Source organism: Paenibacillus xylanivorans, from assembly GCF_001280595.1.
Classification (GTDB): Bacteria; Bacillota; Bacilli; order Paenibacillales; family Paenibacillaceae; genus Paenibacillus; species Paenibacillus xylanivorans.
In genome coordinates this window covers 459,427-473,733 of the sequence record NZ_LITU01000081.1, presented here as the reverse complement: position 1 = coordinate 473,733, position 14,307 = coordinate 459,427, and the positions used below count along the sequence as shown (strand labels likewise).

Annotated in this window: 15 protein-coding genes and 1 pseudogene; all 16 read right to left on the bottom strand. The window is 45.8% G+C overall.

All coding sequences use genetic code 11. The annotated features are described in order from the left end of the window. Positions 1-191 precede the first annotated feature (191 nt). Complete coding sequence (gene pduL / locus AMS66_RS27920; protein ID WP_053783855.1) at positions 192-764, bottom strand: phosphate propanoyltransferase; 573 nt, start codon at positions 762-764, stop codon at positions 192-194. A gap of 240 nt (positions 765-1,004) precedes the next feature. Beyond that, the gene (locus AMS66_RS27915) at positions 1,005-1,988 is read right to left on the bottom strand and encodes a dipeptidase (RefSeq protein WP_053783854.1); all 984 of its coding nucleotides are present in this window, start codon (positions 1,986-1,988) and stop codon (positions 1,005-1,007) included. Between the two features lie 87 nt (positions 1,989-2,075). Beyond that, a complete protein-coding gene (locus tag AMS66_RS27910) occupies positions 2,076-2,336 on the bottom strand; it encodes a stage V sporulation protein S (protein ID WP_007430104.1) in 261 nt (86 codons plus the stop codon). Between the two features lie 117 nt (positions 2,337-2,453). Beyond that, positions 2,454-3,248, bottom strand: a complete 795-nt coding sequence (locus tag AMS66_RS27905) for a TIGR00282 family metallophosphoesterase (protein ID WP_024630289.1) — start codon at positions 3,246-3,248, stop codon at positions 2,454-2,456. 162 nt (positions 3,249-3,410) lie between these two features. Beyond that, a complete protein-coding gene (gene rny / locus AMS66_RS27900; RefSeq protein WP_053783853.1) occupies positions 3,411-4,952 on the bottom strand; it encodes a ribonuclease Y in 1,542 nt (513 codons plus the stop codon). A gap of 310 nt (positions 4,953-5,262) precedes the next feature. Continuing rightward, positions 5,263-6,000 (bottom strand): regulatory protein RecX, encoded by a 738-nt coding sequence (locus AMS66_RS27895; protein ID WP_053783852.1) that lies wholly within the window; start codon positions 5,998-6,000, stop codon positions 5,263-5,265. Positions 6,001-6,329: 329 nt separating this feature from the next. After that, positions 6,330-7,394 carry a recombinase RecA gene (recA, locus tag AMS66_RS27890; RefSeq protein WP_053783851.1) on the bottom strand — a complete coding sequence of 355 codons (1,065 nt, stop codon included), beginning with the start codon at positions 7,392-7,394 and terminating at the stop codon, positions 6,330-6,332. 239 nt (positions 7,395-7,633) lie between these two features. After that, complete coding sequence (locus AMS66_RS27885; RefSeq protein ID WP_053783850.1) at positions 7,634-8,890, bottom strand: competence/damage-inducible protein A; 1,257 nt, start codon at positions 8,888-8,890, stop codon at positions 7,634-7,636. Between the two features lie 108 nt (positions 8,891-8,998). Continuing rightward, a complete protein-coding gene (gene pgsA, locus AMS66_RS27880) occupies positions 8,999-9,586 on the bottom strand; it encodes a CDP-diacylglycerol--glycerol-3-phosphate 3-phosphatidyltransferase (protein WP_053783849.1) in 588 nt (195 codons plus the stop codon). Between the two features lie 322 nt (positions 9,587-9,908). After that, a complete protein-coding gene (locus tag AMS66_RS27875; protein WP_017689115.1) occupies positions 9,909-10,400 on the bottom strand; it encodes a YajQ family cyclic di-GMP-binding protein in 492 nt (163 codons plus the stop codon). A gap of 153 nt (positions 10,401-10,553) precedes the next feature. After that, entirely contained in the window at positions 10,554-10,718 is a 165-nt protein-coding gene (locus AMS66_RS33005; RefSeq protein WP_167434746.1) for a hypothetical protein, read from the bottom strand. Positions 10,719-10,791: 73 nt separating this feature from the next. Continuing rightward, positions 10,792-11,832: a helix-turn-helix domain-containing protein gene (locus AMS66_RS27870; RefSeq protein ID WP_053783848.1), complete on the bottom strand. Its 1,041-nt coding sequence runs from the start codon at positions 11,830-11,832 to the stop codon at positions 10,792-10,794. A 66-nt stretch (positions 11,833-11,898) separates the two neighbouring features. Next, positions 11,899-12,666: a DUF3388 domain-containing protein gene (locus AMS66_RS27865; RefSeq protein ID WP_053783847.1), complete on the bottom strand. Its 768-nt coding sequence runs from the start codon at positions 12,664-12,666 to the stop codon at positions 11,899-11,901. A gap of 197 nt (positions 12,667-12,863) precedes the next feature. Then, entirely contained in the window at positions 12,864-13,127 is a 264-nt protein-coding gene (locus AMS66_RS27860) for a DUF3243 domain-containing protein (RefSeq protein ID WP_053783846.1), read from the bottom strand. Between the two features lie 174 nt (positions 13,128-13,301). Then, the gene (gene ymfI / locus AMS66_RS27855) at positions 13,302-14,072 is read right to left on the bottom strand and encodes an elongation factor P 5-aminopentanone reductase (RefSeq protein ID WP_053783845.1); all 771 of its coding nucleotides are present in this window, start codon (positions 14,070-14,072) and stop codon (positions 13,302-13,304) included. 1 nt (position 14,073) lies between these two features. Then, positions 14,074-14,307: pseudogene (locus AMS66_RS34195) on the bottom strand (EF-P 5-aminopentanol modification-associated protein YfmH); the annotation flags it as partial.

The window sequence follows — 14,307 nt, the reverse complement described above, 5'->3', positions numbered from 1 at the left end:
GGCTGTAGTTCCACATCCAAAGCCGCTCCCCCTTCGCCTATCTTGAAATTTGTGCAAGTCTGCTAAACAACCCGAAAATACACAAAAACCTGAGCTTACCCTCAGATCGAATGTAGTCGACGCTGTGGATATACTCAGGTTTATAAGTTCATCAAGCCGCCAGGATCACAGCTGAATGTTGTTCTATGTGATTAATCAATGATTTCAGCAGTATCGCCGTTACGCGCGCCAGCTGCATTAGCTTCATCCGTATCAATATGCATGTCCAGTGCAAAGGAGTCAGATACACGAGCCAGTACATTTTCCAGTACCAGACCACGATCTCCACCCAGGCGAACTTTCAGTAATTGTTTGTCCTCGATACCCCATTTAGCAGCATCAGAAGTATGGAAGTGGATGTGACGAGCAGCAACGATAACACCTTTATCAATGGTAACTTCGCCAGCAGGTCCTTTAATCGTGATACCTGGAGTACCTTCGATGCTTCCGGATTCACGTACAGGTGCCTTAACACCAATAGCGAAAGAGTCTGTCATCGAGATTTCCAGTTGTGTTTCCGGACGAACAGGTCCAAGGATACGCACTTTATCAAACTGTCCTTTCGAACCAATAACCGCTACTGTTTCGTTAGCAGCATATTGCCCAGGTTGGGACAGAGGTTTAAACTCAGTCAATTCGTAGCCTTTACCAAACAAAATTTCTACATGCTCTTGAGATACATGAATGTGACGGGCAGATACGCCCACAGGTACTGTTTTGCTCATTGTGAATTTCACTCCTTGTTTATCTATGGCCTGTAGCCAGGCTCTTAACATTCCTATGGTATTATACCCCTTTTTGAAGTGAAATGAAAACGAACTGCTGAAAATTCATGAAATACACTTATTTTGCAATCATTATTTTCCTGAATTTAGTAAATCCATCTGGACATGGACGCTTTCTGCTTCCATCCCGTTTTTTTCAGAAGACTCTTCAGGAGACTCTTCAAGATACCAACAGCTTCATCATTTTGAATGTTCCATCTTCAAGTTTTTCTCAGGCAAGTTTTCCCTTAAATAATTCATGGCATTGCCCCACATCCAACCGCGAACCAGTGATTCGTCGTAGTGCTTAAGCAGCGTATTAATTAGTTTAGGATACTGCCCGGTATGTTCAAGGTCATGGATATACGTAGAAATCCCGTCAAAATCAGACCCCATCATCAGATGATGCTCCCCACCCAGGGAACAAATCTGCTCAATATGTGGCAACAGATCTTCGATACGCACTTCGCCTTCCTGCTTCACAAACCAAGGTACAAACGTCAATCCGATACGTCCTTCCCGGGCAATAATGGCCCGAATCTGATCATTCTTCAAATTGCGCACATGCGGGCATATGGCATAACTGTTGGAGTGAGAAGCGATAAAAGGCCGCTCACTAAGGTCAGCAAGTTCCCAGAACCCTTTTTCGGTCAGATGTGACACATCCAGCAGCATGCCAATTTGGTTACAAAGGTGAACCAGCTCCCTGCCCTTCTCCGTAAGTCCCGCCCCACGTTTCTCCAATACACCATCAGCTGCCCAATTGGCATAGTTCCAGGTAAGCCCAATGATCCGCACACCCATCTGATAACATAACTCCAGATAAAAGAGGTTGCCTTCCAATCCATCGACACCTTCAAGTGTAATTAATCCCCATGGTTTGTCCGTCTGGCCTACCTGTGTAAGTTGCTCCCTCCATAACAATGTATGTGTGCCTTCATCTCGTTCTTTAGTCATCTCCACTCGCTTTCGGTAGATGTCCAACTGGCCCATCACATGTTCAAACTTGCCTCTGCCAAGCACTTCGGGCAAATAGATGGCAAAGGCCTGTAAACCAATGTTGCCAGCCCTCATTCGGTCCAGATTTACATCCAGCTGTGAAGCATTTTCAAATGAAAAGCTAGGGTTCATCAGCATTTTACTTAAAGCATCACAATGAAAATCGGCTACTTGCCAGTTATGCATCACAATCTCTCCTTCTACACAGTAATAAAACAAAACGCAAAAAAACCTGTCTACTTCGTAAACAGGTTCAATGCATAAGTGCATGTATTATCTGGGCTCCACAATCAACTTAATGGCTGTTCGATCCTCACCGTCGATCACAATGTCTGTAAAAGCTGGAATACAAATCAAGTCAACTCCGCTTGGTGCTACAAATCCCCGGGCTATCGCTACCGCTTTAATGGCTTGGTTCAGTGCTCCTGCTCCAATTGCCTGCAGTTCAGCATTTCCACGTTCACGAAGAACCCCTGCAAGAGCGCCGGCTACAGAATTAGGATTGGACTTTGCTGAAACTTTTAATACATCCATGGTAAGTACCTCCCTGGGAATGTTGAATGTTTGTTTCCACTTACTAGATGTTATTCGCGGGAGGCAAAAAAATTCCTTCTTTTTAGATGGGTTTCCCTGCAAAATGAGACAAAACCCCTATTCCATGCGCCACTCGTCCTCCATCAGACGAATTTTCTCAATGCGTGTTGCAGCACCTGTGGCTTCATCAATCTCCACAAAAACACCATGGAAATGCCATTTGCCATCATCAACAACAAATCGTACCGGAAGCTGGGTGTAGAACTTGCGAAGCACCGCTTCACGCTCCATGCCCAATATGCCGTCACGCGGCCCTACCATGCCCGCATCGGTTAAATAAGCTGTTCCTCCTGGCAAAATACGATCATCATTGCTCTGCACATGTGTATGTGTACCTACGACCAGCGAAGCACGTCCATCGAGATGCCAACCCATAGCAATCTTCTCTGACGTTGCTTCAGCATGCATATCGACCAGAATGCATTTATGGTCTTGACGCAGTTCATCCACAATTTCATCGGCAACGCGGAATGGACAATCCAGAGCAGGCAGGAACGTCCGCCCTTGCAGATTCACAATCGCCAACTCCTTGCCTTCGCCTTTGACTACCGTGTAACCGCGCCCCGGTGTTCCTGGAGGAAAGTTCGCAGGACGAATCATACGTGGCTCATCATCTATAAAATCAAATATGTCCTTATTGTCCCAGGTATGGTTACCGAGGGTGATACCATGCACACCCCAGTTGAAAAATTCATTCGCAATTGCACCGGTAATGCCCCGGCCTGCCGCTGCATTTTCACCATTTACAATGACCACATGTGGCTTATACTTCGTTTTGAGGTAGGGGAGGTTTTCCTTCAATGCCTTACGCCCCACGTTCCCCACAATATCACCAATAAACAAAACTTTCATTTTACTGCCTCCTTAATCCCTACCAAGCGCAGCCTTCTTCAAAGCATCCGAAACTTCGCAGGACCTCTATCTCTTGCTCATTCATTTTATTATGAAAATGCCTTTTAACAGGCTATCAACAGGAAAAGTGGCCCACTACTGCGGCCACTTTTCCGTAATGCTCTATTTTGCGTATTCAACCGCACGGGTTTCCCGGATGACGGTGACCTTGATGTGACCCGGATAATCGAGTTCGTTCTCGATCATCTTCGTGATGTCACGCGCGAGGCGGAATGCTTCAGCATCATCGATTTTCTCAGGCTGTACCATAACGCGAACTTCGCGTCCGGCCTGAATGGCATACGATTTCTCGACACCTTCGAACGATTCCGAAATCTCTTCCAGCTTCTCCAGTCGTTTGATATACGTTTCCAGCGTTTCGCGGCGTGCGCCTGGTCTTGCTGCGGAAAGCGCATCTGCTGCACCAACCAACATGGCAATAACCGAAGTCGCTTCGCAATCCCCGTGATGGGACGCGATACTGTTGATTACAACCGGATGTTCTTTGTATTTCTTCGCTAGTTCCACGCCGATTTCGACGTGTGATCCTTCCACTTCGTGATCCAGCGCTTTACCGATGTCATGCAATAGACCTGCACGTCTTGCCAGGGTTACGTCTTCTCCGAGTTCGCCAGCCATCAATCCGGCCAGATAAGCAACTTCCATCGAATGTTTCAAGACGTTTTGACCGTAGCTTGTACGGAACTTCAACCGGCCCAGAATTTTAATCAAGTCCGGATGCAGACCATGCACGCCCACTTCAAAGGTAGCTTGCTCACCGTATTCACGGATACGCTCGTCCACTTCTTTACGGGATTTCTCCACCATCTCTTCAATCCGTGCCGGGTGAATACGTCCATCAGCCACCAATTTCTCGAGGGCAGTACGAGCGATTTCACGGCGAATCGGGTCAAAGCCCGACAGAATAACAGCTTCTGGCGTATCATCGATAATGAGGTCAATCCCGGTAAGGGTTTCAAGCGCACGGATGTTACGTCCTTCACGACCGATAATCCGGCCTTTCATTTCTTCATTTGGCAAAGTAACAACGGATACCGTTGTCTCCGCCACGTGATCAGCCGCACAACGTTGGATGGCGAGTGTAATAATCTCGCGGGACTTTTTGTCCGCTTCTTCCTTCGCTTGCTGTTCAATGTCCTTGATCATTTGAGCCGTCTCATGACGAACTTCCTGTTCTACGTTGGACAGTATGATGCTGCGTGCGTCTTCCATGGTGAGGTTGGATATGCGCTCCAGCTCCGTCACCTGGTTTTTGTAGATCATCTCGATCTGCTGCTGTGTCTCATCAATTCGTTTCTCTTTGTTAGCCACTTGCTCTTCTTTACGTTCGAGTGATTCCAATTTTTTATCCAGCGACTCTTCTTTTTGCAACAATCGTCTTTCTTGTCGTTGAATTTCGTTCCGACGTTCACGAGTGTCTTTTTCAGCTTCGGCGCGAATGCGATGGATTTCATCCTTCGCTTCCAACACCGTTTCTTTCTTCAGTGCTTCTGCCTCTTTCTTCGCGTTCTCCACGATTTGTACAGCAGCTTCTTCCGCACTGGAGATCTTAGCTTCTGCAAGAGATTTGCGAATAAAATATCCTACTCCGAACCCAATGAATAGCGCGGCTGCAACGAGAGCGATCGTGATTGCAGGATTCATACTGTTCACCTCCTCGTTGGTTCCTCCAAGGCATTCCTTGGGTCAATTTGCAGTTTTCAAACCTAACATATTTTTGGGAATAACGAATACTCACGGCGATCCCCCGCCGATTTTCATTTCAAGTGTACATGTTGCCACGTACTATTCACCGTCTCCAGCGAACCCATAATCATGAATGGTATAAATCTTCAAAAACAGAAACCGCTTTTTTGGAAGGAAAAAGGGTTGTCCATTTCTTACAGACTCATGTCCATTTTAGTATTTGACGAAAGAAATTGTCAAGAGAATGCAGTATAGTGAGTACAGTCTGCTAATCCCATAACAACGCTTCGTCTTCTTCGGGGTCCCCCGCCTCGTCTTCTTCAATTAAACAATTCACGACCCGACGCACCATATCCATGGAAAAACCTCGTCGCATCAAGAAGGGAAGCGTTTTACGTTTCTTCTCCTTGATGTCTCCTTTGACCTGATTCCATTTTTTTCGTCCGGCGGTTAGAGCAGTCTCAAATTCCGTATCTGTACTTACACCTTCCAGCGCTTCAGCAATCAGCTCACTGGCAATGCCCTTCTGACGCAGCTCTTGCCTTATCCACAGTTTCCCCTTCCGCTGGCCCTCCATACGCTGACGTGTCCATTCCTTCGCATACAGTTCATCATCGACCAAATTCTCCCGCTCAAGCCGATCCAGGGCCTCTTCAATCAACGATGCAGCAAACTCTTTCTGACGAAGTTTCTGACTTAATTCGTGGCGTGTGCGGGGTTTATGCTCCAGATATCGCAAAGACTGCACATACGTCCGCTGTCGCTCGTCAGCTACAATGATATCTTCCAAGTCCTTTTTCAGAAATGTATTTCCTCGGGTCATCCGATATTTAATCATTACATCTTCAAGCACCGTGATTGAATATAAACCAAAGGTAATCCGGTAACGAGCTTCCCTGCTCTTCGTTCGTTCAACTCGTGTAATGGTAAGTTCTTCGTTATCCGGGAATTGGGAGATTCCCTCCAGCTCGGCTTCTTCATATAAATCATCTTCATGTTGATCCATTTCGGTCTCTCCTTCCATGTCATTTTGTGTGTCTGAACTGCATGGCCTAACTGACAAGTACATAGCAAAATAAAAGACTTCTTCACATACGGACAGCATATCTCCGATGGAGACAACGAAGCTTCACTAAACGCTTTGCATTTCTCACTGAAGATAGCTGACGCTAATACAAAAGGCCGGAAACAATGTCCGGCCTTTCCCTAACAGTAAACGTGCCAACAGCCCCTGCCCATTCGGACAGAGGCTGTTGGACAGCGCGAACGCACACACCATACCCCAAGCTAGATCGAGCCAAGCTCAATCAAACAAGCTTCAGGAATCCTGGGAGGTTACTCGTTAATTTCAAATAGTTCTTGTTCTTCTGCTGCTTCTTTTTGTTGCTCTTCGCTAGTTGGCGCAGGAACTGCAGTAGTCAAGTTGCTGGCTACACGAATTTTTTGTTCAATGATTTCAGCAATATCTTTATGCTCTTTCATGAACTGCTTCGCGTTCTCACGGCCTTGTCCTAAACGCTCGCCTTCGTATGAGTACCATGCACCACTTTTATTGACGATGTCCAGCTCTGTACCAATGTCAATAATACTGCCTTCTCTCGAAATACCCTCACCGTACATGATATCCACTTCCGCTTGTTTAAACGGAGGTGCTACTTTGTTTTTCACCACTTTAATACGTGTACGGTTACCAATCATGTCATTTCCTGATTTGATACTCTCAATACGGCGTACATCCAGACGTACCGTGGAATAAAATTTCAGGGCACGACCACCAGGTGTTGTTTCTGGGTTACCAAACATAACTCCGACTTTTTCACGAAGTTGGTTGATAAAGATCGCGATCGTTTTGGATTTACTGATTGCACCAGACAGTTTACGCAGCGCCTGAGACATCAAACGTGCTTGCAAACCGACATGGGAATCACCCATTTCGCCTTCGATTTCTGCTTTTGGTACCAGTGCAGCCACAGAGTCGATAACGACAATATCCACAGCACCACTACGTACAAGCGCTTCTGCAATTTCAAGCCCTTGCTCACCCGTATCTGGCTGAGACAGAAGCAATTCGTCAATGTTAACACCAAGTTTGCTTGCGTATTGTGGGTCAAGAGCATGCTCGGCATCGATAAATGCAGCTTGTCCACCCACTCTTTGTACTTCAGCGATAGCATGCAATGCTACGGTTGTTTTACCAGAAGATTCAGGTCCATATATTTCAACAATACGGCCTTTAGGCAAGCCGCCTGTTCCTAATGCAATATCCAAAGCCAAGGAACCGCTGGGTATGATTTCCACATTCATGTGAGTCGACTCACCCAGTTTCATGATGGATCCTTTACCAAATTGCTTCTCTATTTGACGGAGCGCCATATCAAGCGCGGCACGACGGTCTGACAATAAGCTCACACCCTTTACTGTTTATAAGATAATGATACCTTGTTTTAACACGTTTGCCAAGCTTTTTTTCGAACATACATTCGTTTTTTTTGTAAAGGCCGAGGCGCCTCTTCCTCAAGGAAACTTTCCAATAAACAGAAAAAAGAACCGTAAACAAGGCTGTTAAGCCTGATTCTACGGTTCTTCCGTCTTCCTTTATTATACTTGCTTGCCTTGGCAAATGCAATCCGAGCTGTGAACTAGTCCATCTCCACAAGCTTGCGCCACAAACGGTAAAGAATCGCTTTCGCTGAACGAATTCGAACCGTCTCCCGATTGCCATTAATGCGCAGTTCATGAATTTCTGTCTCTTTACCACGTTGGGCAAGAGCGATGAAGACAAGTCCTGGCGGTTTGCGTTCGGAATAACCAGGTCCCGCAACACCTGTAACCGACAGACCGAAGTCCGCATCCCCAATCATGCGAATCTGCTCTGCCAGCACTTTGGCCACTTCCGGACTCACTGCGCCCGGTGCATCTTCACCTTCCAGATAGGAATGCGGCACATGGAGCAGCTTTTCCTTAATTTCATTGGAGTAACATACAATTCCGCCCTTAAGCATCGACGCACTGCCAGGAACTGATGTCAGACTCTGCATGACGAGCCCTCCTGTGCAGCTCTCAGCCGCGCTAAGGGTCAGACCCATATCAGACATCATAGTTACAATTGTGTACTCTATAGGCACATCCTCGTTCGCGTAGAGATGCTCTGGCAATCGTTCCCGAATCTGAACTTCCATTGCATCCAGCTTCAGCATCGCCTCACTCTCACTTGGAGCCTTTGTAGATACACGTACCGTAACTTCTCCCTCACTTGCATAAGGAGCAATGGTAGGATCTGTCTGTGTATCAATGAGATCAAGGAGTCGGTCTTCCAATGCCGATTCGCCGATTCCTGCAAACTTCAGCATTTTCGAGTAGATCGGCATTTCTTCTGTCAGTACATGCTGGAACAACCAAGGCTTAACTTCCTGTTCAAACATAGGAATAAGCTCTTTCGGTGGTCCAGGCATCACTACATAGTGCTTGCCATTGTCGGAAATTGCATTTCCTGCGGCAAGGCCTGTTTCGTTCGCCAGCGGTGTCCCGCCTTCTATAACGATCGCCTGACGACGATTGTTTTCAGTCATGTCCACATTGCGATCTCGGAAGAAGCTCTCGATTTTATCCATCGCCATTCGATCTATATGAAGCTTTCGGTTCAAGACCGCCGCGATCGCATCCTTGGTCAGGTCATCCTGTGTAGGACCGATGCCCCCTGAAAATAAAATGACGTCAGCACGACCCTGAGCGATGCGAATGGCGTCACTAAGTCGATTTAAATTATCACCAACCACCGTTTGGAAATATACATCAATCCCGATCGCAGCCAATTCACGGGATAAATATCGGGCATTGGTATTCACAATTTGTCCAAGCAACAATTCTGTGCCAACTGCAATGATTTCTGCCTTCATTCAGCATCCTCCTGTACACGTGGTGAGTGATCAAAGGGCAATAGGATAATTTCCTATTGCCCTTCATACAAATGATTTCTTCATGCTTCCCCATTTAACCTCAAACCGTTACGCCTTTGATAAATGAAGCAAATCTTTGTTTTTGATAAAGTAATCAATACCTGACCATATCGTAATAATTGCTGCAGCCCAAACGGCGATAACGTCCATGTGAATACCCGTGAATGAGAACGGGAAATTATTCAGCAGCAGCAGTACAATGGCCACAATTTGCACGACAGTCTTCAGTTTGCCCCAGGCACTTGCCGCAACAACCGAACCATCCAGTAATGCAATCTGACGCAAGCCGGTAACCGCAAACTCACGACTAATAATGACCACAGCAATCCAGGAATCTAACTTACCCATTTCTACAAGCGAAATCAGCACCGCAGTAACCAACAATTTGTCAGCCAGCGGGTCAAGTAATTTCCCCAGGTTGGTGACCATATTATTTTTCCGCGCCAGATAGCCGTCAATTCCATCCGTGCTTGCTGCAATGATAAAAATGACAGCAGCAATCAATTGATTATACGGAAGCGATAAGCTTCCCAATTGCAACGGCTCTGGATAGAACGGAAAATCCACGAGCAGGAACACCATCAAAAAAGGGATTAAGCAAATTCGTGCAAGCGTAATCCGGTTGGGTAAATTCACAAGACGCCCTCCCTCTTATCCTCCATTACTCCAAACATTCATCTTAATTCCGTATTCATCATCCGGAACATGAAATTTACAGTTTCACTGTCAATCAGCACTAAAGTGCTCTCACTATGTAAAAACGCAAAAAATAAAGTCAACCGTTCAAACGCAAAACCGTTTTAAACGTTCCGGTGACTTTCAGAAGATGTACTGCTTTTCACAAAGTCAGCAAACGATGATGACTGGGCTTTGATGCTTATCTGCCAGCAATGCACACTTAGTATAATATACGCCAATTGCAGTGTCAAAAAACACATCTAGCTACAGTAAGGAGATATTATTTGAAATTTGTATATTGCAGGTCCAGAGGCAGATTGGCACCATTCAACAATTGCATTACTGCTTGCAAATCATTCTTACTTTTACCTGTTACCCGGAGTTGATCTCCCTGAATCTGACTCTTCACTTTCATCTTGGAGTCACGAATCAGAATATTGATTTTTTTAGCGATATCCTGATCAATCCCCTGCTTGAAATTCAAACGCTGGCGGACTGTACCTGAAGAAGCTGGCTCTACTTTTGCATAATCAATGTTTTTTAAAGGTAAACCCCGCTTAGCCATCTTGGATTGCAGTACATCGATAACAGCCTTGAGTTTGGTCTCATCATCAGATACGATCGTTAACGCATCCTTATCCAGTTTCAGACTGCTCTTGCTGCCCTTGAAGTCATAACGCGTGCCAATTTCCTTTTCCGTTTGTGTAACGGCATTTGTCAATTCCTGCAAGTCCATTTTGGACACGATATCAAATGAATTTTCTGAACTCAAACCAGTCACCCTTTCAGTTAATCATATGTTCTGTAACATTATAGAGGATACGCCAAGCAAAAGTCTAATTTTATGAGGTTTTTCAAAATAAAAAAGCATTTTTGGCTGCCACTTGAAATGGTTGCCAAAAATGCTTGCCGTGCGGCTGCCCTTCTAATAGCGGCTGCGATTAGGCTGTCTGAACATGTCAAGCACACCCAGAAGCACATGCGCAAGTCCAAAACCCAAAATTCCGTAACCCCAGGCAGTGGGAGTCAAGTAATAACCCAGGAGGCTGACAATGATCCCCAAACCTGTTACGATCCAGCTGACTGTCACAGCCATCCACCTCACTTCACCAAAAGTTGACTGCAAGTTAAGACAAGGTTAGTGTCTCCCGCAGAAACTTTGGTTATTCGCCGCTAGTGCCGGTGGTTCCTTCGGTCGTGCTTCCTGATTCATTCGTCGAAGTGCCTTCAGTACCCGAGGAGGACGTATCCTCACCAAGTCTTAACCGAATGCGGTTCGTCGCTTTCCCGTCGGTCACAACCTGCCCTGCAACCTCAATAGTGGTCGCTGCCGCGTAACCGGACTTAATGTACATTCCTGCACTGTCCAATTCGAAGGTATAGCTGTCTCCCTCAGCGGTGTTTCCGTACTCCAACTTTTCTCCACTAGAGTTCTCGCCCTTGTATACTTCCAGCCAACTATGCCCCGTTGCTTTAATCGTAACCGTTACAGGCTGCCCTGCGCTGCCGTTCACTTTAAAGTTCGTAATATTGCCTGATTTCCCGTCTTCAGCAACGGTTACAGAAGCTGGCGAATTATCTGTAGGGTTCTCTTCATTTTCACCCGTCGTTTGCCCATCCGTTTGTCCGTCAGTCTGTCCCTCTGCCGTTCCGCCACCGTTACCACCGGCCTCGCCTTCATTCGTTTCTCCGCTACCCGATTCATTAGCTGGAGGATTAGAAGCTTGGCCATTATCTGTAGGCTCATCCGGTTTATCTTGAGGTTGCTGCTGGCTATCTGTGATCTTCGTCTGATCCAGCCCTTGGGTATTCGAATCATCCTTGTTCATCACTACATACACGTACAACAGCACAAGAATTAACACCGGGAAAGTCCACATTAATGCAACAGACATCCAGCGGTTACTTCGCTCTACCGGACGACTTGAACGCTTCTGAATAACCGGCTCCATTGTTGCTTCCGTTTCTTCTGCAGGTACATCTTTCTTATGTCCCTCCAGCAGCTCATCAGGGTTCAGTCCCACCGTTTCCGCATAGGTTTTGATAAACGCACGCACATAGAAGCTGCCAGGCAGCACTTTGTAGTCCCCTGCCTCTATTGCCTCCAAATACCTCTTGCGAATTTTAGTCATTTCCTGTACATCGTCAAGACTCATCCCTTTTTGCAGCCGGGCCTCTCTTAACTGCTGACCCAGTTCAGACATGCCATCTCCTCCTTATGTTTATCTCTGTGGTTGTTGCTTATCTATTCCATGATCCCGTACGGAGCATTACAGTTCGTCGGTGTAGCTGGCCGTAAACGTATCATAAATAATTTCTTCATTCGGATTGTTGCGGAGTTCAATAATAATGTCAAAATCGTTAAAATCATATTCGGACTCCTGGACAAAAATATCCGGATGTTCAATGACCTTGGTGCTAGGCATCGTCATGATATCCTGTAGCAGATTATAATGCCGTTCGCTGGAACGAATGGTACTGACAATTCCGTCAATGATAAAAACATTGTTTGGATTCAATTCGTCCTCGGATAGCTGACTTCTTATGGTCTGACGAAGAAGTGTGGAGGAAACAAACGTCCAGCGTTTCATCGCACATACGCTGCCCGCAATAATGGATTCCGTTTTACCTACACGCGGCATTCCACGTAATCCAATGACTTGATTTCCTTCCCTCTTAAATACTTCACCCAAAAAGTCCACAAGTAACCCAAGTTCGTCCCGTGTGAAACGAAATGTTTTGCGATCATCCGAATCACGATCAATATATCGACCATGACGTACAGCCAGAATATCTACCAGTTTCGGTTGACGCAAAGCAGACACAGTTATGCTGTTCACTTTGCCAAGCATTTCACCCAGCAGACGAATCTTCTCGTCATCGTCTGATTCCAGCAGCATGCCCCGGGTTTTGCCTTCAACACCGTTAATGGTCAATATATTTACTTCAAGCATCCCCAGCATCGAGGCAATATCCCCTAACAGGCCAGGTCTGTTCTTATGTATTTTATACTCCATATACCATTGTTTAGATTCCATTTAAACACCCCGTAAAGCATTATTCCACATTATTCGACAGTAACAGAACGCGTCCATTGGACGACAATCTGAGATATCTTCTAAAAATGGGTCACGTTAATGATATATAAAATGAAAATGAATTACAAGAACAGGTCTGTAATCAATGTGTAATCATTAGAGAAAAGCCCCCTTGCGGGAGCTTTCCATCTGTAATCTTATGCGTTTTGTTTGGCCAATTTGACCATCAGGCACGCAATCGTACGACGTTCATTCTCGTCGCCGACTTCCCATAGTTCTTTCAATGCCCGGTTGGAAGGGTTCGCCGGATCTACTTTCTCATCCAGGAAGTCACCAATTTCATACGCAAGTTTGTTGATGGTTTCTTCATTCATCCCCATCTTCTCTGCTTGCTGTACGCGGTCACCCAAAAACTTCTTCCAAGTGTCAAAACTTGTGAGCACCGTTTTGTCTGTTGACATGATAAATCCTCCTTTGCTTGACGCATGAGATTTAAAATCAACAGTTGTAATATGTGCTTCCCTGGCATTTTATATACGAGCATTTTTGAATTAATCGAAAATCATCTGCAAATCATTAATTTCCATCAAGACACTACCTCGAAGATAAATGAAAATGGAATTTGACTCAATATATTACGTGAGCCAGCCACCATTTGGACTTATAATCTGCCCATTAATGTAGCCGGACTCGGGAAGTGCAAGGAAGTAGACCAGTGATGAGATTTCATCTGGCTGGGCAAGTCTTCCTGCCGGAATTTCCTCTTCCAGCATTTTTAGTTCATCCTGATCCAGATGGTTCAACATGGATGTTTGAACGGCACCCGGAGCTACAGCATTCACCGTTACTCCAGATGGAGCCAACTCTTTTGCAAGAGCTTTGGTGAATGCATTTACACCGCCTTTGGTCGTAGAATACAACACTTCACAAGAGGCACCCGAAAGTCCCCAAATAGACGACACATTAATGATTCGACCATATCTTTGGGAGATCATGTGAGGCATCATTTCCTGTGTACACATGAATGTACCTTTCAGGTTGATCGCCATCACTTCATCCCAGATCTCTTCCGTAACATCGGACAGCATTCCATAATGTGATATCCCTGCATTGTTCACCAAAATATCCGGCATCAGCCCATGTGATTCCAGCTTCTCACGCATACGTTCAATTTGTTCCCTGCTGCGAAGATCAGCAGACACCGTCATGACCTTACCACTGCCCTGTTCCATGCATCTTCTCGCAGCTTCATTGGCTGCTTCATGCGATTTCATATAGTGAATTACTACATTCATGCCCACCTTGGCAAAGCGCTCTGCAATAGCTGCTCCAATGCCTCCACTAGCGCCCGTTACAAGTACCGTCATTTCCCCGATTGGCTTCAATTGTCCTGTTCCCCTCTCCATATTAAGGACTCACGACAAGCGATATCGCCAGCTGATCCCAACGGATATGCTCTTTCAATCTGCGGTTTACCTCTTCCAGCGTGAGCGATTCATACAACGGGAGCATGTTGAAAAAATCACCACCACGGAATTGCTGCCGCGTAAATTCATTTGCAATGTTTTCTGGTGAATTAAGCAAGCGCAAATATCCACCTATTTTCTTTTTGCGTGCGCGCTCAAAGTCGATTACATCGAA

Coding starts and splice junctions, on each gene's coding strand:
- pduL (WP_053783855.1), bottom strand. CDS start 764: ATGAGCAAAACAGTACCTGTGGGCGTATCTGCCCGTCACATTCATGTA.
- AMS66_RS27915 (WP_053783854.1), bottom strand. CDS start 1,988: ATGCATAACTGGCAAGTAGCCGATTTTCATTGTGATGCTTTAAGTAAA.
- AMS66_RS27910 (WP_007430104.1), bottom strand. CDS start 2,336: ATGGATGTATTAAAAGTTTCAGCAAAGTCCAATCCTAATTCTGTAGCC.
- AMS66_RS27905 (WP_024630289.1), bottom strand. CDS start 3,248: ATGAAAGTTTTGTTTATTGGTGATATTGTGGGGAACGTGGGGCGTAAG.
- rny (WP_053783853.1), bottom strand. CDS start 4,952: ATGAATCCTGCAATCACGATCGCTCTCGTTGCAGCCGCGCTATTCATT.
- AMS66_RS27895 (WP_053783852.1), bottom strand. CDS start 6,000: ATGGATCAACATGAAGATGATTTATATGAAGAAGCCGAGCTGGAGGGA.
- AMS66_RS27885 (WP_053783850.1), bottom strand. CDS start 8,890: ATGAAGGCAGAAATCATTGCAGTTGGCACAGAATTGTTGCTTGGACAA.
- AMS66_RS27870 (WP_053783848.1), bottom strand. CDS start 11,832: ATGTCTGAACTGGGTCAGCAGTTAAGAGAGGCCCGGCTGCAAAAAGGG.
- AMS66_RS27865 (WP_053783847.1), bottom strand. CDS start 12,666: ATGGAATCTAAACAATGGTATATGGAGTATAAAATACATAAGAACAGA.
- AMS66_RS27860 (WP_053783846.1), bottom strand. CDS start 13,127: ATGTCAACAGACAAAACGGTGCTCACAAGTTTTGACACTTGGAAGAAG.
- ymfI (WP_053783845.1), bottom strand. CDS start 14,072: ATGGAGAGGGGAACAGGACAATTGAAGCCAATCGGGGAAATGACGGTA.